Origin of the sequence: Marinobacter sp., from assembly GCF_014859525.1 — a bacterium.
GTDB lineage: Bacteria > Pseudomonadota > Gammaproteobacteria > Pseudomonadales > Oleiphilaceae > Marinobacter.
In genome coordinates this window covers 1-22881 of record NZ_JACUUB010000034.1, presented here as the reverse complement: position 1 = coordinate 22881, position 22881 = coordinate 1, and the positions used below count along the sequence as shown (strand labels likewise).

General features: G+C 57.7%; 16 protein-coding genes. 6 read left to right on the top strand and 10 right to left on the bottom strand.

The features are described 5' to 3' along the window. Positions 1–4: 4 nt before the first annotated feature. The 4 genes from IBX51_RS08910 to IBX51_RS08895 are packed head-to-tail and all read right to left on the bottom strand — an operon-like array spanning position 5 to position 5737. A complete protein-coding gene (locus tag IBX51_RS08910; RefSeq protein ID WP_291830809.1) occupies positions 5–610 on the bottom strand; it encodes a hypothetical protein in 606 nt (201 codons plus the stop codon). Next, positions 603–2027: a hypothetical protein gene (locus tag IBX51_RS08905; protein ID WP_291830807.1), complete on the bottom strand. Its 1425-nt coding sequence runs from the start codon at positions 2025–2027 to the stop codon at positions 603–605. Before IBX51_RS08905 ends, IBX51_RS08910 begins: the two co-directional genes overlap by 8 nt. Further along, positions 2020–4962 carry a hypothetical protein gene (locus IBX51_RS08900; RefSeq protein WP_291830806.1) on the bottom strand — a complete coding sequence of 981 codons (2943 nt, stop codon included), beginning with the start codon at positions 4960–4962 and terminating at the stop codon, positions 2020–2022. The genes IBX51_RS08905 and IBX51_RS08900 overlap by 8 nt, the downstream gene beginning before the upstream one ends. Continuing rightward, a complete protein-coding gene (locus tag IBX51_RS08895) occupies positions 4955–5737 on the bottom strand; it encodes a hypothetical protein (RefSeq protein ID WP_291830805.1) in 783 nt (260 codons plus the stop codon). Before IBX51_RS08895 ends, IBX51_RS08900 begins: the two co-directional genes overlap by 8 nt. Positions 5738–5833: 96 nt before the next feature. On the opposite strand from IBX51_RS08895, the gene IBX51_RS08890 reads away from it, so the two are divergent. Further along, positions 5834–6481: an MBL fold metallo-hydrolase gene (locus IBX51_RS08890; RefSeq protein ID WP_291830804.1), complete on the top strand. Its 648-nt coding sequence runs from the start codon at positions 5834–5836 to the stop codon at positions 6479–6481. A gap of 26 nt (positions 6482–6507) precedes the next feature. Here the strand turns inward: IBX51_RS08890 and IBX51_RS08885 are convergent, their stop codons facing one another. Next, entirely contained in the window at positions 6508–8127 is a 1620-nt protein-coding gene (locus IBX51_RS08885) for a methyl-accepting chemotaxis protein (protein WP_291830802.1), read from the bottom strand. Between the two features lie 265 nt (positions 8128–8392). On the opposite strand from IBX51_RS08885, the gene IBX51_RS08880 reads away from it, so the two are divergent. Further along, entirely contained in the window at positions 8393–9052 is a 660-nt protein-coding gene (locus tag IBX51_RS08880) for a hypothetical protein (RefSeq protein WP_291830801.1), read from the top strand. A gap of 20 nt (positions 9053–9072) precedes the next feature. Here the strand turns inward: IBX51_RS08880 and IBX51_RS08875 are convergent, their stop codons facing one another. After that, entirely contained in the window at positions 9073–9696 is a 624-nt protein-coding gene (locus IBX51_RS08875; protein WP_291830800.1) for an L-threonylcarbamoyladenylate synthase, read from the bottom strand. Further along, positions 9697–10050, bottom strand: coding sequence for a BolA/IbaG family iron-sulfur metabolism protein (locus IBX51_RS08870; protein WP_291830799.1), 354 nt, complete (start codon positions 10048–10050; stop codon positions 9697–9699). Positions 10051–10257: 207 nt separating this feature from the next. Between IBX51_RS08870 and IBX51_RS08865 the strand changes: the two genes are divergently transcribed. From IBX51_RS08865 to IBX51_RS08850, 4 genes are all read left to right on the top strand, one after another. Further along, complete coding sequence (locus IBX51_RS08865) at positions 10258–12438, top strand: DNA topoisomerase III (protein ID WP_291830798.1); 2181 nt, start codon at positions 10258–10260, stop codon at positions 12436–12438. A gap of 114 nt (positions 12439–12552) precedes the next feature. After that, the gene (locus IBX51_RS08860; protein ID WP_291830797.1) at positions 12553–13281 is read left to right on the top strand and encodes a response regulator transcription factor; all 729 of its coding nucleotides are present in this window, start codon (positions 12553–12555) and stop codon (positions 13279–13281) included. Beyond that, complete coding sequence (locus IBX51_RS08855) at positions 13274–14908, top strand: FecR family protein (RefSeq protein ID WP_291830795.1); 1635 nt, start codon at positions 13274–13276, stop codon at positions 14906–14908. The genes IBX51_RS08860 and IBX51_RS08855 overlap by 8 nt, the downstream gene beginning before the upstream one ends. Positions 14909–14941: 33 nt before the next feature. Continuing rightward, positions 14942–17509 (top strand): CHASE2 domain-containing protein, encoded by a 2568-nt coding sequence (locus tag IBX51_RS08850; RefSeq protein ID WP_291830793.1) that lies wholly within the window; start codon positions 14942–14944, stop codon positions 17507–17509. A gap of 22 nt (positions 17510–17531) precedes the next feature. Here IBX51_RS08850 and IBX51_RS08845 read toward each other — a convergent pair whose 3' ends face one another. The 3 genes from IBX51_RS08845 to IBX51_RS08835 all read right to left on the bottom strand — a co-directional run bounded on the left by IBX51_RS08845 (position 17532) and on the right by IBX51_RS08835 (position 22285). Then, positions 17532–17990, bottom strand: a complete 459-nt coding sequence (locus IBX51_RS08845) for a fibronectin type III domain-containing protein (RefSeq protein ID WP_291830791.1) — start codon at positions 17988–17990, stop codon at positions 17532–17534. Positions 17991–18141: 151 nt separating this feature from the next. Continuing rightward, positions 18142–19893, bottom strand: a complete 1752-nt coding sequence (locus IBX51_RS08840) for an ABC transporter ATP-binding protein (protein ID WP_291830817.1) — start codon at positions 19891–19893, stop codon at positions 18142–18144. A gap of 373 nt (positions 19894–20266) precedes the next feature. Further along, complete coding sequence (locus IBX51_RS08835; RefSeq protein ID WP_291830789.1) at positions 20267–22285, bottom strand: oleate hydratase; 2019 nt, start codon at positions 22283–22285, stop codon at positions 20267–20269. Positions 22286–22881 lie beyond the last annotated feature (596 nt).

Here is a 22881-nt window from a genome sequence, read left to right as displayed (position 1 = left end):
CCACTCAGGCCTGCTCGTACTCCTGCACCAACTGTTCCAGAAAATACATGCCTGCGCTGCTGAGAAAGTAGTGCCCGGCGCCGGCCCGGAACGCCAGGTTACGCTTGTCCAGATAGTCCAGCGCCTCGGCCAGGCCCTTGTCGAAACGGGCCGCCCGCAGAATGTCCTGATACTCCTCATCGGCGGCCATTGCGGCCAGGTCCTGCTCGTTCAAGCCGGCGTCGGGCCGGCCCAGATAGTCGAGGTCGCGGCCGCTGCGGGCAAAATAGCGGCCAATCAACAACAGAATCACCTGCACCCGGAAGGCGTTTTCATCGTGCTCTTCGCTTTCGTCATCGCTGCTTTCTTTCAGAAAGAAGAAGGCGCCGTTCTCACTGAACACCAGCTCGCTGCCCAGATGCTCATACAAGGTTCTGAAGTGGGACAAATGGTTGTACAGCAGGTTGTACAGCGGGTTGGCCACCAGCTCGGAGCGATGACTGTCCCACAGCTCCCGTACGATCACCCGGCCCGCCTGAAACTCCCGGTAGATGGCGGCACTGTGGGCCGGCAGTATGTCGTCAAACGGGCTGGGCCGCGCCTCGGCGGCGGTGAGGGTCTGGTCAGTCATGGGCGTTCTCGGTGTGTGGTTCCAGGCGGCGTTTACGGTAGACAAACTGCTCGCCACTGAGGTCCGGTGACGGCTCGGTTTCGAGGGTCCGAAAGCGGTTGGTGGTGACTACTTGAAAGCCCTCCGGTGGCGTGTTCACCAGCCGGTTCAGGGCCGCCAGCAGGTCCGGAAAGCGATAACCGGGGATAAAGCCCTCGAGCCGGCCGTGGAGTTCGCGCACCAGATCGGCAGTGGGCCGCAGCTCCAGGGTTTCCAGCCACTGGTACAGCTGGTTGATGCGCTGCACGTCGATCCGGCTGTGGCGACCGGCGCCCGCTACTTCCTGCAAGGCCGGCATGTCGTTTTTGCGGCGCAGATCGGCCAGGCGCAGGTCCAGCTCACTGAACAGCAGCTGGTAATAGCTGGCGGAGGCGCCGAAGGCATAGTGCTTGGGCCGCTGCTGGCCACGCAGACCCAGCAAAAATCCGGTGCTGCGGGCAAAGTCGCCGCCTTCCAGCCATTTCCGGCGCAGGCTCAGGGTTTCGGTTTCGCCCTTGAGCTCCCGCAGCTTGTGGTAGAAATGCTCCATGGCGTTGTACTGCACCATGCCCCGGCGGGTTTTGCGCAGAAAATGCTCCACTTCCTGGGCCACCGCCTGAATCGGTTTGTACAGGGCGTTCAGGCTTAACGCCGAGCGGAACAGCTGGTCCGCCAGGTTGTGATCGCCGCTGGTTTCCAGCAGGCGCACCATGGCCTCCAGGGTCTCAAACAGGTTGCTGCCGTCGGGCAGGCGGGTGTCCGGATTCAGGAACACCAGGGTCGGCTTGATGTGGCGGTCGTACAGGGTCACGATCTGCTCGAACAAGTTGTGCCGGAATTCCAGGTACTTCTCCGGCGCCCGGCTGGCATCGCCCGACAGTTCCGCCAGCTGGGCACTGATGGTCTGCATGCGCAGCACGTTCTGGCGCAGCAAGCCAATGAGCTGACTGACCCGTTCGTTCAGGTCGTCGCGCAGTTCGGTAAAATCCGGATCGGCCTCACTGAAGCTGCTCAGTTCCAGCCGGTTGCGCACATCCCGCAGGGTTACCAGATGGCCCCGCAAGCGGGCGTCGGTGAGTTCCTGATACAGGGACGCATTGCAGGCCCGCATCAGGTTAATCAGCGCGTCCTGCAGCACCAGCCGGCGTTCGCCCTCGGCCTTGATGATGTCGATCACCAGGCCGGTGCGGAACAGGTTGTCGGTGTTCATGGCCAGGCGTACCCGGTCCCGATCGGCCTTGCCCAGGGTACGGGTGTAGTCCATCACCTCCGCCACCAGATCGCTTTCGCGCAGGTAACGGGTCTCGTTCCGGTCCATGCGTTCGATCATCCGGAACAGGATTTTCGGGTGTTCGAACAGCAGGCGGGTAGTGTCCAGCGTGCTGAAGCGCTTACTCATCCGCCAGCTCCAGCAGGCTGTTCTGGGTATGATCGGCCCAGTGGCTCAGCTGCTCGCCGCCGGTAAAGCCCTCGGCACCGCCCCAGAATACCAGCGTGCGCTGGGGGCTGTAGGGTCGCGCAGTGCGCATCTGCCCGACTTCCAGATGACGGCCGATCAGGTAAATCACTTCGGCACTGGCGCTGTGGGTGGCCGCAGAGAACAGGTTAAAGCCCTGCTTGCGCAATCGCTGCAGCAACGATGGCATCTGGCTGACATCGACACTGGCCAGCTCATCCAGCACCAACGGGAAAGACAGCCGGATGCCGGGGTACAACACCCGGTTCAGCAACCGGTACACCAGCTCAAGGTTGATCAGCGCGGTGGTGGAGGTGGACTGGCCTTTCTTGTCCAGACCGGTGGCGTTCTCTTTGCGGGTGCGGTAGGAAATGCCGGTGATCACCTTGTCCATGGTCAGGCGCTTGCTGCCGCTCTGGTCCCCGAAGAAATCCGCCACAAACACCCGTAACCGATCGTAAAAAGCATCGGATTGCAGCTGGTTGCCGTAGGGGTCAATGTTGGTGGCTTCTTCCACCAGATTGCGGAATTTCGGGTCGGTGTGGATATCCACCCGGATTTCCACCAGATCGTTGATCTGCACCCCTTCCAGTTCCCGGTTGAGCTGGGCTTCAAACCGGCTGATGAACTCGTGATTGGAGGTCAGGGCCTGGCGGTAGCTGGCCACGGTTTCGTTGTGAATCTCAATCTGCTCGTGGTGCACCTGCCAGCGCTCGGCCAGCCCGGCAAACAGGTCGGCCAGATTCTTGAAGGTGTCGCGGATTACGGAAGACGCGGGGCTGTCTTTTTGCAACTCACCGTCGGCATCTTCGTACACGCCCTGGTACACAAACTGACGCAGGTGGTCGAGAATGCTGCGGCGCAACTCTTCCATGTCGTCCAGGTGTTTCTGCAGCTCCTCAAAGGCGGCGGCGGAAATCTGGTCGATCGCCAACGGCTGCTCAGACTGCAGGGTTTTCAGGTGCTGGAAGCGGTGCTCCACGGTGCCTACGCTCCGGCTCAGTTGCGCCAACTCTTTTTCGCGCTCCTCGACCCGGTCTTTCTCGGCGCGGGCGTTCGCGGCCTTTTGCTGGACGGCGTCGAACTTCTCCTGCTCAAGGCGGGACTGCTCTTGCAGTTTGGCCAAGGCTTCTTCGGCGGCCGCCTTTTCCTCGGTGGCGTCGCGCAGCGTGGTGGCCGCACCCGGGTAGCGGGCCAGGGTGTCCTGTTCTTTCTCGATGGCCCGGACTTCTTTCTCAGTGCGCTCGATCAGGCGCGGCCGGTCCTGCTCCTTATCCGCGGTATCCACCAGCTCCGCGCGTTCTTTCTCCAGGCCATTGAGCTCACCCTGCAAGCGCCGGCGCTGCTCAGAAAAATCTTCCTGACGGGCCGGCTGGCCGGGGTATTCCATATCAAACCAGTCGAAGCCGGCCGATGAGGGGGTAAACAGCCTGGCGAAAGCGGTAATGGTGGCCTTGCTGGCGCCGTCCAGGGTCTGGCCCGGGCTGGCCATCATCAAGCGGGGGTCCAGCGCTCGCAGCGGGGCGGCCACAGCTTCATCCAGCTGGTTCTGCAGCTGCCACTGCTGTTTGCTTTCCCGGTCCGCCAGGCTGGCCAGGCGGCGTTCCAGCTCCTGGCGGTTCTTGTCCAGTTGCGCCAGGCGGATCTCGGCCTGGGCGGCGCTCTTCAGGGCATTCAGATGGCTCTGTTTGCCCTCACGGTCTTCCTGCAGAATGTCGCCGATTTCCTGAAGGGTCATATCGCCGTACTGAGCCGTCAACAGCTCGCCGTTTTTCTGATCCTGCTCGGCCCGTTTCAGGTTGCGGTCGGCGGCGCGGATTTCCCCGGTCAGGCTGCTGCTGTCCTGCTCCAGTTTTTTCAGGGACTGCACCACATGCTTGAGAATGTCGTTCTGTTCGGTGTAGGCATCCACCGCCATGCGCCGTTGCCGGGCGATATCCTGCAGGGCATCACCCAGGCCATCGCGGAAGGCGGCGAAGTCGTGCTGGCTGCGCAGCAGGGTCTGGTACTTCTGGTAATCGCCATTAAGCTTTTCAAACCGGGGCCGCTCTTTTTCGATCCGGTTGAGTTGCGCCTGCTGTTCTTTGAGTTGTTCGTGGCGATTGAGGAATTCGTCGATATTGAAATCGAAGGCGTCGTCGGCGAACTTCTTGTCGGCTTCGATAATGCTGGCCACCGCGTTGGCCATGGCCTGGTCGTCAGCCTTCATCTCAAACAGCAGCAGAATCAGGGTGCGCAACGACTGCACCCGGCGTTCGTCCGATTCCCCGAGCGGCAGCACCGAGTAGCGCACGGCGTCGGCGTTCATCAGTTCACTGTTGTAGAGCATGGCCCTGAGTTTTGCAGGGTCGCTGACAAACCGGGTGTCTTTCGACCGTTTTTTCAGGGCGTCGGACAGCCGGCTGAACGACAGCTCCGGTACCGCCTGACCAATGCCGTCTTCGTCATCGCCATTCCAGAACAGGGGCCGCAACTGATCGTAACTCACCGGCACAAAGGCCCGGCCGTAACTGAGCTGGCTGGCGCTGTCCCGGTATAGAATCTGGCAGTGCACCCCGGCGGGATTCTCCGCCTCCACAATCAGAAAGCTGAACTGGCTGGGGAAGTAATGCTGATAGCTTTCTTCGTTGGTGTAAAAGCTGCCCGCACTGGCGTTGCGGAAGGAGAACTTCTTGCGACTGTTCTTGAAGTTGTTCTCCGGCAGCAGGAACAGGCGCAGGGAATTCAACAGGCTGGATTTGCCCAGGTTACCCGGGCCCAGAATCAGACCGTGGTTGTTCACCGGAATCTCCACGTAGCAAAAACCGGCGGAATCCACCAGCACCAGACGGCGAATGCCAAAGGTGAAGGCGTTAGAGCTCGCCTGAGAGTCAGTCATCCAGAATCATCTCCTGTTCCATAAACTTGCCGGTGGCCCGAAAGGCCTGCGCCAGAGCCACAAAGCCAAGATCTTCCGCCAGCGCAACGGCTTTTGTAAACCGTTCCGTGGTTTTCGGTGCCATCCGGAACTGCGACAGCCAGGGCTGCCAGTCCGCCGGCTGCACAAACTGCGCGCGGTCACCCAGTGTGCCGGCTATGGTAGCAAACATCTGCAGTCCGCCGGCATCGTAATCAAAGGCGCAGAATACCCGCTGGTAACCGGCCAGCCAGTTCAATACCGACGACTGAGTGATGCGGTTGCCGCCTCCGAGGATCACATCACAGCTGGCCAGGGTCAGCGGCACACCGGTGGCCTCGCTGGCGAAGCTCAGCATGGGCCGGTAGCTATAGAAGTTGCGCTCGTTTTCGATGATCAGAACATCCGGCCGGGGCCGGAAGCCAATGTCCGCGCCCTCATCGGTAATCACCAGCGTGTCTGGCCGAGACGACCGGATCGCCTGGTGATAGACCAACAGAAAGCTCACCCCGGTGCCGTGGCGGTGCGAGTTGCCCTGATGGGCCGCCTGAATCCGGCTGACCGGCGCTATCAAGTCTGCCGCCAGCTCGGCAAAGGCGGCATCGTCGGCCACGGTCACCAGCCAGCGATTGGCCGACACTTTCCGAGTTCGGAAAACGTCACGGTGCCGACGGCGAATAGGCTCTGGCAGAGCATTGAGAAACGCCGTGTAGTTGATCGGCATCCCTTGGCGGATTTTCTCCAGATAGTCGTTCAATCGCGCACCTGCTTTGTCGGTCTCACCGGCTTGAAAACTCGAGCACCGGGCCAATTACCATTACCATAATGCCTTCATCATAACCCGAGGCCGATTATGTCCCTGAAATACCGCATTGTGCCGGTTACGCCGTTTCAACAGAACTGCACGCTGATCTGGTGTGACGAAACCCGCAAGGCCGCTGTTATCGATCCCGGCGGCGATCTTGACAAAATTCGTGCCGCCATTGCGGCCGAAGGCGTCACCGTCGAGAAAATTCTGCTGACCCACGCCCACATTGACCACGCCGGCGGCACCGCCGAGCTGGCCCGGTCGGCCGGCATTCCCATCGAAGGGCCGCACAAGGAGGATAACTTCTGGATACAGGGCTTGGCCATGCAGGCGCAGATGTTCGGTTTTGCCGCACCCGAGGTATTCACGCCGGATCGCTGGCTGGAGGATGGCGACACGGTGACGGTTGGCAATCAGACTCTGGAAGTATTGCATTGCCCCGGTCACACCCCGGGCCATGTGGTGTTTTTCCACCGGGAGTCGAAGCTGGCTCAGGTCGGCGATGTGCTGTTCAACGGCTCCATCGGCCGTACGGATTTTCCAAAAGGCGATCACGCCACCTTGATCCGCTCCATTCGTGAAAAACTGTTCCCGCTGGGCGACGACGTCAGCTTCATCTGCGGTCACGGCCCGATGTCGACCTTCGGCCGGGAAAAAGCCACCAATCCGTTTGTCTCAGACCACCGGGGCTAACCACCCCGGCGCTGTCTCCGCCTGGGCTACCCGTTCCGGGACAGGCGGAACTGCTCGATGGTCTTGCGCAGAGTTTCCGCCATCGCCAGCAGGTCTCCGGCAATGCGAGCGGTTTCCTGAGCGTCACTGGAGGTCTGCTCCGCGGAACGGCTGATTTCGATGACGTTGTGATTGATCGATTCCGACACGTCGCTCTGCTCGTTGGCGGCGCTTTCCATCTCTTCGTTCAAGCCGGTGATCTCACGCACGGCCCTGGCAATGGTCTGCAGCTCGTTCTCCACTTTCAGGATCGCATCCACCTGGTGCTGCGCCATTTCCGAGGCGTGGCGCATGGTGCCCACGCACTCCACCACCTCTTGCTTGAGGCCCTGAATGGTCTGGCGGATTTCTTCGGTGGACACCTGGGTGCGAGACGCCAGCGCCCTCACCTCATCGGCCACCACCGAGAACCCGCGTCCTTGCTCACCGGCCCTGGCCGCTTCGATGGCGGCGTTCAGCGCCAGCAGGTTGGTCTGATCGGCAATTTCAGAGATCAGTTCCAGCCGCTTGGCCATTTCAGTGGTGCGCTGGTCGAGCTGCTCAATCCGTTGCGCGCCACTTTGAACTTCGGTATTCAACAGCTCAATGCCCTGCACGGCGTTGTGCGCCAGTTGCTCACCGGTTTCCGCCGCCTTGGCGGTGTCCGCCGATTTACGGGCCGTGGTGACCGCGTTTTCCCGAACCTGTACCGCCGAGGCGGCCATTTCGGTAGTGGCACTGGCTACCTGATCGGTGTTGTCCCTTTGCGCAAGCACTTCGCGCTCGGTGGTTTCCGCCTTGCTGGCGATGGCACGGGCGGCCTGTTCGACCTGCGCCGCGTTGTCCATCACCGTGTGCATGCTGTCCCGGATCTTCGACACCATGCGATTGAAAGCGCGGGACAATGAGCCAATCTCGTCATTGCGGGCTACATCCAGCTCAATCGACAGATCCGAATTGCGGGAAATCTCGTCCATGCGATCGTGCAGGCGGCGCAACCGCGAGAACACCAACTTGCCAAGCACCAGGGCGGTCAGGAAGAAAATAACCACAAAAATCAGCACCTGAACACCACCACCCACCAGCAGTTGCTGCTGCAGACGGGAATCGCTCTGCGCCAGGGAATAATCAACACGGATGGCACCAAGCACGTCGCCTTCCTGAGCTTGGTGACAACCCAGGCAGTTGACGCCCTGGTAGTCTGACTGGGCAATCACCGGTTCGATCAGGGTGTAGACCCGGCCCCGGTCATTCTCCGAATATTGTTCGACGCGCTCGCCGCCCAATGCCCGCAAATCCTCAGGTTGCCGCCGCTGCTCATCCGCATGACCTGCACCGTACATGGCGTTCAGCTGATCACTGCGCACCACCCGGATATCAAGCACATCCTCAGACGCTCGCGCCCGATCACGCAGCACTTCACGGTTATTGATGGTGCCCGTCACCATCATGGTGTTCAGTCCGTCAAAATAGGATTTAGCGAGGCCATCCACGTACTTGTGGCTGTACTCTTCAAGGTGCGCGCGCTGGGACTGAGCGCTGTAGATAACGGTAAACACAAGAATGAGGGAAAAAGCCACAGCCAAAGCCGCAAGCAGAAGAAAACGAATCGAATAATGATTTTTCATGGTACCCCGGCGACGGAAGATCAACTGTGCAACCACAGAATGTGACGGCGGTCTGGCTGATAACTTTATAGATATCCATCAATGTTTTTATGACACAGATCAGTCAAATGGCAGCACTCTGCCCGCCGTTGCAAAGTTTTACATTTTATTAAACCGCGCCTGCCCGCCACCGCCAACAAACTGGCCCAAAACCTGCTTAATACCTTTTCAGGCAAACTTTTAACGGAATTCCGGCAGATTATTTCCGCCCAGGAGGCAACACACCATGTCTTTGCTGACATCATTGATACAAGCCAGCGCACGCTTTCAGCAAGCCATGGACAACCGCCAGGCACCGGCGGCCAAGCCAAATGATGGTCAGCTCGCTCAAGACAAGACCCCTGAAGCCGCCGGCAGCCCCGGCGATGACCGCTTCACCCCCTCCGGCCAGCCCGAAGCTGATCCGGGCAGCCTGAAAACTCGACAATTGCCACTGGGCCAGTACAAGCAGACTGTGGCGCAAGACCTGTCGTTCGTGCGGGAAACGCTGCGGCACAAACTTGCCGAATACAACCTGCACCCAGCCACTGCGCTCAGCGTTGGCAAGGGCGACGGCGGCAGCGCCATGGTGGAAGGGAAAATTCCAGACGAATTGCGAGACAAGATCGAAAAAGACCTGAACAATAACCGCGGGTTCAGAGACGCGTTCAGCCGACTGAGCGTGACCGAACCCACGCTGCACTTTATGGACAATGCCCTGAAGCTGAACCAGGCCTATGGCGTGAGCAACTCATTGCTGGATTCATTGGTCAGCGAAAATCAGCAGTTCAATGGGCTGCAGGATGTTATCCACCGCTATGACAGCCTCAAGCGCACCGCTGGTTCCGACCAACGTGAAGCTGTGAGTTCACAGCGCTACGCCTTCAGCCTCAACGCCCGGGCCTGATCCCGGGCCAAGCCAGAAAGCTACACTTCAAAGGGCGTGGGATCACCCTGACCAACCCGCGTAACCTCTGGCGCATCCCCGGTAAAATCGACCACTGTGGTCGCCTCCATGCCACAGAAGCCACCGTCAATAATCAACTCCAGCTCGTGCTCGAGCGTGTCCCGGATATCGTAGGGATCGGTCATCGGCTCGGTTTCGCCTGGCAGAATCAGTGTACTGCTCATGATCGGCTCGCCCAACTCGCCCAGCAAATCCCGCACAATCTGGTTATCCGGCACCCGAACCCCGATCGACCGACGCTTGGGGTGCATCAACCGACGCGGCACTTCACTGGTGGCCGGCAAAATGAACGTGTAAGGCCCCGGCGTAAAGGTCTTCAACAACCGGTACTGAGTGTTATCCACCTTCGCGTATACCCCGATGTCCGACAAATCCCGGCACACCAACGTAAAATTATGCTTGTCATCCAGCTTGCGAATCCGCTTGATCTTATCCGCCGCCGGCTTGTCGCCCAAGTGACACCCCAGGGCATAACCGGAATCCGTCGGATAGGCGATCACCCCGCCCTTACGCAACACCTCAACGGCCTGGAGTATCAGCCGCTTTTGAGGATTCTCCGGGTGAACCTGAAAAAACTGACTCATCTATTTGACTCCCTGTTCCAATTTAGCAGCCATCGCAGCATCCCCTATGGAGCCACCCTTACAATTCGGCGACTCCGGCGCTGCCTGACCACTGGCCGACCACTCCTCCGGCGTGTACAAGTGCAACGCCAACGCATGCACCGGCCCCGCCAACTCCTCCGCCAGCACCGCGTAAATCGCCTGGTGCCGCTTAACCTTCACCTGACCGGAAAAGCCCGGAGACACCAGGGTAACCTTGAAGTGAGTTTCCGAGTTCGCCGGCACCGAATGCATGTGGCTCTCGTTCTCCACCGACAACACCTGCGCATCGAAGGCATTTTTTAACTTCGTTTCAATAGCACTCTGAATCTTCATCGAATTTCTGCTCCAGCTCACGAGATAATCATCGACTAAAATCGCGGCGAATTGCACGGAGTTTGGGGCGGGTGTGAAGATGCTCTTCCCACCCGCCTCCCCAAGAAAACAAGTCTACTACACAAAGCCGCGGACCCCGAACAGGCCCTTGACACAAAACCGCCAAAGGGCCACATTCCCCAGCCACTCAACGAACACCCAGCACCCATGCACCTGTACATCGCCGAAAAACCGAGCCTGGCCAGAGCCATCATCACCGCCCTCCCCGAGCCCCATCAAAAAGGCCAGGGCTGGATTCGTTGCGGCCGGGGCAAAGACGCTGTCATCGTCAGCTGGTGCATTGGCCACCTGCTGGAACCGGCCGAACCCGCACGCTACAACCCTGCCTGGAAAAAATGGCGCCAGGAAGACCTGCCCATATTCCCGAACCCGTGGCAGCTCACCCCGAAAGACGGCGTAAAACAACAGCTCAACGTGCTCAAATCCCTGATTCGCCAGGCCACCCTGATTACCCACGCCGGCGACCCCGATCGCGAAGGCCAGCTGCTGGTGGACGAAGTACTCAAATTCGTGGGCACGCAAGCACCCGTTAAACGGGTACTGATTAACGACCTCACGCCCAATGCCGTTGCCCGCGCCTTGAAGGCACCCAGAGACAACAAAGAATTCCGCCGCCTGTCCCATTCTGCCCTGGCCCGGCAACGAGCGGACTGGCTTTACGGCATCAACCTCACCCGGTTTTATACGCTGACGTACCAGCAGCAGGGGGAACAAGGCGTTTATTCCGTTGGCCGAGTACAAACACCCGTGCTCGGCCTGGTGGTGGAACGGGATAACAGCATCAACGATTTTAAATCCAAGCCCTGGTTCCGCATAGAAGGGCAGTTTCAAGCCCGTGAAGACGAGGCCGATCAAAGGCCCTTTAACGCCCGATGGCTGCCCGGCGAGCGGTTTCAGGATTACCTGGATGAAGAAAATCGCCTGCTCGATCGCAGCATTGCAGAGCAAATTGCGCATGAGGTCAGTGGCCGCCCCGGTACCGTTACCGAATCCCGGTTCCGGGACCGGCCCGAGCCGCCACCGCTGCCATTGTCACTGTCGGCCCTGCAGATTGAAGCGGGCCGATTGTTCAGAATGGGCGCAAAAGACGTTCTAGACACCGCCCAAAACCTGTATGAACGGCATCAGCTAATCACCTACCCCCGATCTGACTGCCGTTACCTGCCGGAAGAGCATTACCACCAGCGAGAACAGGTGATCCGTGCCATTGGCCGGGTGTCACCCGAGCTGAACACATTCGCCAGCCAACTGGACACCAGCAGGCGGTCCGCTGCCTGGAACGACAAACAGGTGGATGCACACCACGCGATCATCCCCACCCTTCGCACCAGTCCCAGCGGCAAGATGACCGCCGCTGAAGAAAAGATCTACGGCCTGATCAGCCGTTACTATCTGATGCAATTCGCCGGAGACGCCGTTCACCGTGAGGGAAAGCTCACAGTGAACGTACAGGAACACCGGTTTAGGGCCACCGAGACGGCCATCCTGACTCCGGGCTGGAAAGCACTGGAACTGAAACTCAAAGAAGCCGACAGAGAGCCCGACAAGCCGCCGTTACCACGACTGGACCTGCGCGAGCCGGTAATCTGCAGCAACGCCCTGGTAAAAGAGCGCAAAACCCAGCCACCACAGCACTTTACCGACGCCACCCTGCTGTCGGCGATGACCAACATCGCCCGCTTTGTATCAGCACCCGAACTGCGTAAAACTTTGCGAGAAACCGATGGTCTGGGTACCGAAGCCACCCGGGCGGCCATCATAGATATTCTGTTTCGGCGGGATTACCTGTACCGGGACAAACGCTACATTCGCGCAACGGACAAGGGCAAACTGCTGATCTCGGCATTGCCTGACACCATCCGGACACCCGATCGGACGGCGGTATGGGAGGCCACACTGGAAGGGATCCGCCGAGGCGAGGATGACCCCAGAACCTTCCTCGAATCCTTGCAGGTGGAAATCAGGAGCATTATCAACCGGCGGTCATTCGCGGCCACGGATGGGCAGGCCACAAGCACACCAGCAGGCGATAACAACATTCACTGTCCGAAATGCCGGTCGGCTATGGTGGCGCGGGATGGCAAGTTCGGCCGCTTTTTCGCTTGTACTCGTTACCCGGAGTGTAAGGGCACCCGGCCCATCGAAGACACTCAGCCGCAGGATGGTACAGGGCAAAAGCCTATCCCCTGCCCGCACTGTTTTTCACCTCTGGTAAGGCGACAAAGTAAAAAAGGCTGGTTCTGGGGCTGCAGCAATTTCCCCAGCTGCCGTCAAACAGTGAATGACGACCACGGCAAGCCCGCGTTGCCGTTACGGAACTCTACATAACACTACTGAATACATGCTCATTTTTTGGGATAATGGAACTGCAAGACGAGTGATCCGCCGCCACTCGGCCAAAATCGAAATCAATTCCGGCGGCACCATCGAGGTCCAGAATTAATGCGCATTGCTCTGCTTGAAGATGAACATGAACAGGCGCAACACATTCAGTCCATTCTCACAGAGAAGGGCCATCAATGTGACAGTTTCCCGACCGGGCAATCTTTTCTGGGCGCGGTGCTGCACCGCAGCTATGACCTGATCATTCTGGACTGGCAGATACCAGACATGACCGGCATTGACGTACTTGAGAGCGTGCGAGCCCAGCTCAACTGGCCAGTTCCGGCCGTGTTCCTGACCCAGCGCGACAGCGAAGCCGATATTGTGCGCGCGCTGGATGCAGGTGCCGATGACTACCTGTCCAAGCCGGCCCGCGCAGCCGAACTGATCGCCAGAATCCATGCTCTGGCCCGTAGGAGCAATCCGGACAGTGACAAAGAAGTGCTGGTTTACGGTCCGTTTGAGGTAAACACCACACAGCGAGTCATTCTGCTGCACGGTGAGCCATTAACCCTGACCGACAAAGACTTTGATCTGACGCTGTTCCTGTTCCAGAACCAAGGCCGTTTGCTAACCCGCGAAATGCTGCTTGAACGTGTTTGGGGGCTGGCACGCGACATCAACACCCGCACCGTCGATACCCACATGAGCCGACTGCGCCGCCGCCTGGGTGTCAATCCTGAGAACGGGTTCCGAATCAAAACGATCTATCAGCGGGGCTATCGCCTGGAAACCATCACCGCAGGCGAAACAACCGAAACCAACGGACACGATGCAACCAATGCTTGAATTCAAACGCCATGGTACTGCGGGATTGCTCCTACTGCTTACGCTCAGCTTGTTGCCAGGAGTCGCGGTAGCCGAGATTTCCGTCACCAGAGGGTCTGCGTCTGCACCCGCCCAACAAACCGGTAATACTCCGGAGTGGGTCTATACACTGCGTTCTGGCGAAACCCTCAATGATATTGCCCAGGCGCTACTGATCGATCACGCAAGCCTCGGCCAACTTGTGCAATACAACAACCTGGCAAGCAATGCTGCCGCCTCAGCCGGTGACCAGATCAGAATTCCGCTCAATTGGTTGAAGCGGCAACCCGAGCCCGCCAAAGCCAGCTCCGTGACGGGCAATGTGCTCCATGTATCTGGCAGCACTGGCCAGAAATCCCCACTGTCTGCAAACGCCATCATCCGGGTAGGCGATGAAGTGATCTCCGCCGCGGGCTCTGCCACCATCGTACTTGCCGATGGTTCTGAGCTGCGCATGGCGCCCAACTCACGACTGATCTTTAACCGGCTCACCCAGTACGGCAAAGCCGGCATGGCGGACACCCGGCTGAGACTCCAGCGTGGCGAAGTGCACACTCGCGTCAAGCCCGTGATGGAACAAGGATCGCGCTTTGAAATAGAAACACCATCGGCGGTTGCGGCGGTGCGTGGCACCGTGTTCTCCATGCAGGCGACAGCCAGCGGCAGCAGCGTTCAGATCACCGAAGGCATTGTTGACTTTGGCCGGCCCGGCCAAACCCGCCGAATTCCCGCCGGTTACGGAGCCAGCGTATCCACCGCCGGTTCCGCTCCGATGAATATTCGCCGCTTGCCACCGGCCCCGGTACTCAACCCGATCGCACCTGTGCTCAAGCAATTACCAGCCGAGCTTAGCTGGCAAGCCGATGGTGCCAATCGATACCGGGTTGATATTTTCGAGGAGAACAGCGGTGCCTGGCTGCAAAGCAGGGATCTGTCAGACATCCGCTTCGACATCAGCCAACTCGATAACGGTCGTTACGACATACATCTGGCGGCGCTCGATCCTCAAGGGATCACCGGAATGCCCGCGATAGCGTCGGTCGAGGTAGACCTGCAAGCGCGGACACCGGATCTTGTTTCGCCCGAAGAAGGGCAAGCGGTGGACGACGACATGCCCGAGTTCCATTGGCAACTGAACGGCACCAATGAAATCGCCCGTGTTGAGATTGCCGACGACGAAGACTTCCGGCGCCTGATCACATCGAGCGAATGGGCACCAGACAATCGGGCGCTACCCTCCCGGCCTTTGAGCCCCGGCCAGTATTATTGGCGCGTGGTGAGCGAAGCCGGCGGCAACTCAGTGGCAACGTCAGCAACACGAACCCTGGTGGTTAACGGTACCCTGCCGCCGGTCCGAATCATCAGCATCAACTACATTGACAGCCAGGTGCGCGTGTTCTGGGAGCGGGTTGATACCGCCAAAGACTACCGGTTGCAACTGGCCGAAGAGCCGACATTTAACAACATTATCAAAGAAGCAAACGTTGCCGATACCACTGCGGCCTTGCGCCTGATTCCCGGAAGAAGGTATTTTGTGCGCGTTAAAGCGCTTTCTGATGGTCCGCTGGCAAGCCGGTGGGGCCCGGGGAGGGAACTGTACCTGGACTGAGCCACGTCACCACATGAGTAAACAGCACGGCCCATGAGAAGGGATTGGTTATCACTGAAAACAACACCCTGGTCTCTGGGCTTTCTGCTCACAGGTATACTTTTGCTGACCCAGGCCACCACCTTGCCATCGCGAGTGGATTCCTGGCTCTACGATAAGGCCATCACCACCTGGCCGGCGCCGATTGACACCAAGGTTGCTCTGGTCACCATCGACGAACACAGTCTCGATGTCCTGGGCCAATGGCCATGGGATCGCAGCCTGCACGGACGCCTGATCGACCGCCTGACCGAGTCCGGAGCCCAGACTATTGTCTTCGACATTCTGTTCCCGGAGCCAACCTCAAGCGATCAGATTCTCGCAGACGCCATGGCGCGACACGGCCGCGTGGTCTTACCCATTCATTACTCGCCAGCGACCGACCTGCAGCTGATGCGCGAACAACTGCCCGCCCCGCCCCTCGAGGAAGCCGCCCTGGCACTCGGGCACGCTCATGTAGAGCTGGACAAAGACGGCATTGCCCGAGGCCTCTACCTCTACAACAGCCTTGGCCATCACCGCTGGCCGGCCCTGGCGCTCGCAGCAGAAGGTAAGGGCCTGCCACCCGTCGCCAGCGCAGATGCGCCCGCCTACACCAATGTGCGCAGTGAGTTCAGGCTGGTACCGCTGGCTGGCGGGGCCGATACCTTGCCGGCGTACTCCTATGTGGACGTGCTTCGTCAGCCGGCTGAGCCAAAACGGTTTGCCGGTAAAACCGTCTTTGTAGGAGCCACCGCCGCTGGCTTTCGCGATGTCTTGAGCACGCCCTTTTCCGGGCTCAGCCGCCCCATGAGCGGTGTAGAATTTCACGCCAACGTCTATTCTGCCAGCCAACAGTCAACACTCATCTCCCGGGCCCCTCAATGGCTCTCGCTTGCTCTGGCACTGATGATACTGCTTATCCTGACCAACACATTGCCGCGACTGAAACCAGCCGTAACCTTCGGAGCCTGCGCCGGCAGCTTCGTTCTGGTGTTGTGCACCTATTTCATTGCTCTGCGCAGTTTTCATACCCACCTATCGGCCGCCAACGCCGCGCTGCTGCCAATGATTGCCTTTCCACTCGCCAGCGGCCTGCGCCTTGCGATGACCAACCGCTTCCTGAATCGACAACTGGACGACATGGCCCGAACGCCACAACTGTCATTACCGGAACCTTCCCGGCGCCATCCCGTGCAACTGCTGGAGCATTTGCGCTCTCTGCTCCAACCTCAGAGCTGGCTGCTGGCCGAAGGCAATGACATCCTGGCGATAAACGGCATGAGCCTTAACGAAGCACCTCAATTCAGCAAGGCCGGGCAATGGGTTCACCAAGGCAATCAAAGCTGGATCCGACTGGTCAGGGGCGGCAAAGACTATGTGCTTGGCCTCACCTTACCCGATGACCTGAGCCGGGAAGTGATCCAGCTCTACCTCCAAAAACTTAAACTGGAAGACTCTTGCCAACACATAACCAAAGCAGGCATTCAGGAGAACATATCCAAGCGGATCGAGAAGGTGCGAACGGCCACGGAGCGACTCGGACAAATGCAGGCTTTTATTCGCCACAGCTTTGAGCACATGCCGGACGGCATCATCGTGACCGACGAACTCGGCGTTATTCGCTTTGCAAACCGGCACATTGAGGCCTGGTTCAAAGAACCCATGCCCAGTCTCAGCGGCCTGCCCCTGACCCGCCTGCTGGAGGGTCACGACCCCCGAGAGGCTGCACCCTGGCACGAAACCGTCTCCGAGACACTAACCCTCCTGCAAAGCCGAACGGTGGACCTGAAAATCCACAACAAAGACTTCCTGATTCACCTGGCGCCGTTCGCCCTGCCAGACAGCGACCAGTCCGGGATTGTTGCCAACATCTCTGACATTTCAGAACTGCGGGAGCAACAAAGACAACACCGAGAAGCAATCGACTTTATTTCTCACGATGTTCGCTCCCCGCTGGTCTCACAACTGGCCTTGATCGAACAGCTTAAAAGGGACCCAGGCCACATCGATGAAAGCCAGCTGGAGCAACTGGGACGATTGGCGCGGCGCAGCTATCATCTGGCGGAGGAGTTTGTTCAACTGGCGCGGGCCGAACAGTTAACCGAAACCCGATTTTATGAATGCGAGCTTCTGGCAATCGTGGAAAATGCACGCGATAGCGTCTGCGAACAGGCGCAAGAAAAGCAGATCAGTTTACAAGTTGGGGGCACCGAAGATCTCTGGCTTAAAGGAAACGCTGAACTGCTGGAGCGGGCGGTGATCAACCTGATGACCAATGCAGTGCAGTACAGCCCCGCAGGTTCCGCCATCACCGTTCAGGTCTATCGCGCCGGCCACTTGGCCTGTCTGGCCATTGCTGACGAAGGCTCCGGTATCGACCCGCACGAACTGCCGCTGTTGTTTGATCGCTACCACCGGCAAAAGCGAAGCGAGATGTCGGGTAATCACGGTACCGGTCTGGGCCTGTCGTTTGTGAAAACCGTGGTTGAAAAACACCGGGGGCAAATCACCGTAGACTCCGCACCCGACGATGGCACCACCTTCACTTTGAAACTGCCCATTGCCGATCCGATGAACTGAATCGGCAGGCGGCGTTGAATAGTCAGCTGCGGATGGTTTTACTTACCGGCTCTGAGGGCTCGCTGACAAGACCCTGCGTATCTTGCACCTGGATTGTAAAGTACCAGGTACCTACGTCCAGATTGTCGACGGTGTAAGACATCTCCGGATATTTTGCGGCTCCGTCAATCACCACTTCGCCTGACAAATCCTCAACATCTTTACCATAGCGTATGACATAGCTGTCCAGCTCACCCATATCAATGCCGTCGCCGTTAACGCGAGTGGCAGGCGCAGACCAGCTAAGAACTGCGAAACGAGGAACGTCGGCTACCACACCGGGGGTACCGGAATCTGATCCGGTGGCGGTGCCTGACAACCCAGCGGAACCTTCGCTGGAAGAACCTTCGCCGGAAGAATCTCCGCCCCCACAACCAACAAGCACAATCCCGAAGAAAAACGCGGCTATCCATGCCTTTGACACTTTGATGACGCGTTTCATAGCCAGCCTGCACCAATTTATCGTCGAATTTGTTAAATTCTATAAAATTCGAACAATCGATGATGCGAAGGGCTTCATTTTTAAGCGGCAAATTAAGACAATTTTTTGACGCTTACACCTGCCTTTGGGTACTTAACTCTGGGCGTCATAATCAATTCTGCACCTTGCCGTACAACTGCGCATAGAGACCTTCTTTGGCTATCAGATCATTGTGCCGCCCCTCCTCGATAATTTGGCCGTCATCAAAGACACATGCCCGGTCAGCCTGTTTAACAGCGCTGAGCCGATGCGCGATAATCAGCGTGGTACGCTTGCTCAGAAACGCCTCAAGATCCCGATGTAACTGAAACTCAGTTTCGGCATCCAGAGCTGACGTTGCTTCGTCCAGGATCACCACCGACGGATCAGCCAAAACCATTCGCGCGATGGCCAGCCTCTGACGCTGACCACCAGACAGCCGAACACCCTGTCGACCAATCATGGTTTCCAATCGATCCGGCATTGCCGCAACAGTTTGATCAAGCTGAGCAATACGCAGGGCCTCCCAGAGCTGAGCCTCGTTTTTTTCCCGGCCCAGGGTAAGATTCTGACGCACCGTATCGTTGAACAACGCTGGGTGCTGCAACACCGTAGCGATATGCTCTCTGAGGTTCGGGAAGCCGATCCGCTGAATCGGCACCCCATCAATCAATATGCTCCCTTTCAGTGGGCTATACATACCCAGGATCACCTGCACCAGGGTAGACTTACCACTACCACTGGTCCCGACCAGGGCGACCTTCTCTCCTGGGGCTAAATCAAGGTTGATGCCTCTGAGCACCCGCTCTTCACCATAACTAAAGTGAACATTGCGCAGCGACAAACCCACCGTATGCTTGCCCTCGAAAGGATTCTCCAGCGCCGGATAACATGGCTCCTGCTTCAGCTCCAACAAACGATTAACACGGCCCAGCGCCGCGTTTGCTGCAAACCAGGCGTATTGTATGTTGAGTATTTCCTGAACCGGAGTCAGCATAAACCAGAGATAACCAAACACGGCAAACATCATGCCGATGCTCAAATCGCTGAACAGCACCGTCACCATCGCCGCAGCACGAAATACATCCACTCCAAACTGAAATAACGCAAAGCTGGCGCGAGTGGCCGCATCGCTGCGCCACTCGAACTGAGTAGCATGGTCGCGCACCGTGCGGGCGCGGCCGACCAGCTGCTGCAAATAATGCGGCTCGCGGTTGGCAGCCCGAAGTTGATGAATGCTGTCCAGCGTTTCCGTCAGATCCCCCTGAAACTCCTCATAAGCACTATTTTCCCGACGCTTGAGCTCTTTCACCCGCTTACTGATTAGCATCGTTGCAAAAATAACGAGGGGGTTAAAAAGTAGAATCAACAGGCCCAGCTGCCAGTGCATCCATACCAATACAAAGGCGGTACCCGTAACCGTCAGGCTCGCCACGATCACGCGGCTGATCGTCGCTCCCAGGAACTGATCGATGGTATCCAGATCGGTGATGAAGTGACTGGTGATACCACCAGAACCCCGGGTCTCGAATTCTGACATTGCGACCGAGCGCAATTGCCCGAGCAATCGCGACCGGATGCGAAACACAACATCTTTGGAAATCCTGGAGAATTCACGGGACTGCAGAACGTTAAATCCGAGAGCCAGCAGCCTCAGCAGGAAGGCCGCCAATACCATGACGCCAATGTAGACCACTGGCAAGTGCCATGGTTCCGGCAAAGCCACCCGCATGACGGGCAATACCGGACCCTCTTCACCCAGTAATACCTCATCCACCAGCACCGGAAGCAGCAGCGGAATCGGCACACTGACCAAGGTTGCCAGAATAGCCAAAGCATTAGCCCTGATTAACCGAGGCCTATGTTTTAACGCCAGTGACAGGATATCCCGCCAAGTGTAGGAGTCGTCTGGTGCAGCGGCATGAGCATCAACCCGGAATTGGCCCTGTCGTGTTGCCTGTTCCAAACAGCCTCCTGTCAAGCCGGCCAAAAATCAAGAATACGACCTATTGCGCTCAGTAGCCCATTACCCGCAATAAATTTGTTCTACCGGAAAGAGCATGGTGTGCCATCACTGGGGACTAACGGATTACCCACCAACGTCACAAGCTGGGAGATTGCGCTGGATAGAACGCATGGTCACCGAGAACCCCTGCTCTTTATCCTGGCAGTCAACTTACCTCCGATCAATTAGCCCACACTTTGACAAGCGAGCTTGCCCCTCAGATGCTTGACCGGACGTTTTTGGACGCCCAGCGTCAGGGACGCCCACGCAACTTGCTCAAGACACCCTTAACCCAGTCTCTGGCTTCTTCCAGCGTGCGATTGTCTTCAACGAGATCTCGTAGAGCCTGGACTTGCTGCTCGAACAATCCCGGCCTGCTCAACTCCTCGGGTTTCTCGTCGGGGCCCAGTGGTAAAATATGTTCGAAATAGGTACCACCAAGAATGCGACGCAGGAGGCCTTCCCCCAGAAACGCTGCGTCGTTGTTCAGGGTGCGTGTTGCTCGAAGCAGTCGGCGGATATCGTATTGGCCCGGGTAGATATCCGGCACTTGTTTATTTATGCCAAGCAAGCTGTAGACACCAATCCGGGCTGTTCGCACTGAGCTTTCCAGAGTGAAAACCACATCGTTGTGGGTCTCCACGAACTGCCCAATGCAGGCCAGATTGGTGCAGCCTTCCGGCACAACCCAGGGGCGGTCACCTTTGGCGCGGGGCATGAATTGCGCGGTGATATAGGGCATCAGCGCAACACGGGTTTTGGTGGCCGCAGCCACCTCATCAAGCTGATCGATCAGGCCCAGGTGATAACACATCTCCGCCACTACCTCCTGGCCGGTGCACTCGGGCATCGGCTTTTTCACGTAGTCGCCAGGTTTGTCCATTAACAGTGCATAGACCCAGAATACAACGACGTCATCCGGCTGGTCCGGGAAATGGGGCTGGCGATTACAGGTGAAACTCATCAGCCAGGCGGAATCGGTAAAGGTAATGATTCCGCCTGTTGCCGTAAAACCGGAGTATGGATCATTAACCGACAGCTCCTTAAGTTTGTCCATCAGCGGCGAGGGTTTGCAGGTCAGGGTGACGGATTCCCAAGTGGAGCCGGGTATGTTGCCGCAGAACTTCTCAGGCCGACCAAATATCTCGGATTGTTGCGCCAGGTTTTTCCACAACTGCCAGCCTGAGCCGAGGCCGGCCTCATGATTCTCTTTCAGTTGCGGCACTGTATTGTCATCACCGTAGGCGGTGTCTTCGGTCATCGAGCCGGTGGTCACAAACACCAGGTCGCGCTCACCGACGTTAAGGGTTTTATCTCCCTCACTACCACGGCACTGAATCGCCGCGACCGTCCTGTTGTCACCAAAGGTCTTCATCTCGAGGTTCTCGACAATAGTGTCGTACTGTATGTTAACGCCCTGCTCCTTCAGCCAACTCATCAACGGGCGCACAAAACCATCGTATTGATTATATTTCGGGAAAACGAGCGAAGTCATATCGTTCAGCCCATCCATCAAGTGCAGGAAACGGTGCATATAGAGTTTCATTTCAAGCACCGAATGCCAGTTCTGGAAAGCAAACATGGTGCGCCAGAAGGTATAGAAATTGGTGTTCAGAAAGCCTTCACTGAACCACTCCTCCACGGTAATGTCGTCCAGATCCTCCTTGCGCGCCAGCAGGAGCTTGACCAGCTCGAGCTGTTGTCGTTTGCTCAACCCCATCGTCGCGAAGTCTTTTATCTGGCCCTGTTTCTCCAACAGCCGTGCCTTGGACCAGTTCTTGTCGGCATCGTTTACGATCCGGTATTCATCCAGCACGGTGAAGGGCCTGGGCAGCTCCAGAGCCGGTATCTCGGAGAATACATCCCAGAAATTCTGGTAGGTCATCTCCATTTCCCGGCCACCGCGAACGATATAACCGTCTTCGGCATTACCAGCACCATCAAGTGAGCCGCCCTCAATGTCCCGTTCTTCCAGAAAGGTAATATTTCCGGCTGGCATATGCCCATCGCGGATCAGGAAGAACGCGGCGGACAGGCCGGCGATACCACTACCAATAATCCAGGCACGCCGGTTAGCAATGCCTTCAGTAGGAAGCGGACGATTGTTGACATAGGCACCGTGCAGGTCAGCCGGTGGAAGCGATGTATCCATGCCATTGTGCAAGTGCCGGGTGGATGCGTCAGGCGTTACACTAACTCCCTGAGACTTCAGTGCGTCGATATGAGCTTTCAGTTTTGGGAAGTCTTTCCGTGAAGTATCGGGACTGGCCATTCAGCGGTCTCCTTTGCTGAGCGATGAAAATCCTTTCCAGGGTGAACGTATTAATTCGGGGCGCAGATAATGCGCATCGAACGAACCGACACTGGTAAGGATGTCTTCGAATCAAGTGACCGTCTGTACGTTGCCCCACGCAAACATCAACCCCAGGCAACGGGATGTCACTATGTTCATGCTTTCGGAACGAATGGTTCTATAGAGTGGCACTGCTGGCGACAACAATGAACTGCACCAATTCAAGCGCCATAAAAGGTGACATCTGCATAAAAAAGTGATTAGAGGAATCGAACAATGAAGGGACATAATCGCAGAGGCAGCAGGCCGAGCCTTTAAGAAAACCGATGTGCGATCTACCTTGCTGCCTGAGCAATCCTGGCCAGCCAGCAACATTCTTTGAATTTAGCGGCGACTTCAGGTTGCCTATTCACAAAAGCGAACGCTCAGGCGGATAGTCCAACACTTGCCCCGGGAGAAATTTCGCCTCTTTTTAGAAAGATCCACAGTTACGCGGTAGAACCCGACTACCGTCCACTTGTCTGTGAGAGTTCGACTGCTTCCAGACATTGTTCAAAAGGCAGCCAAAGAGCTAA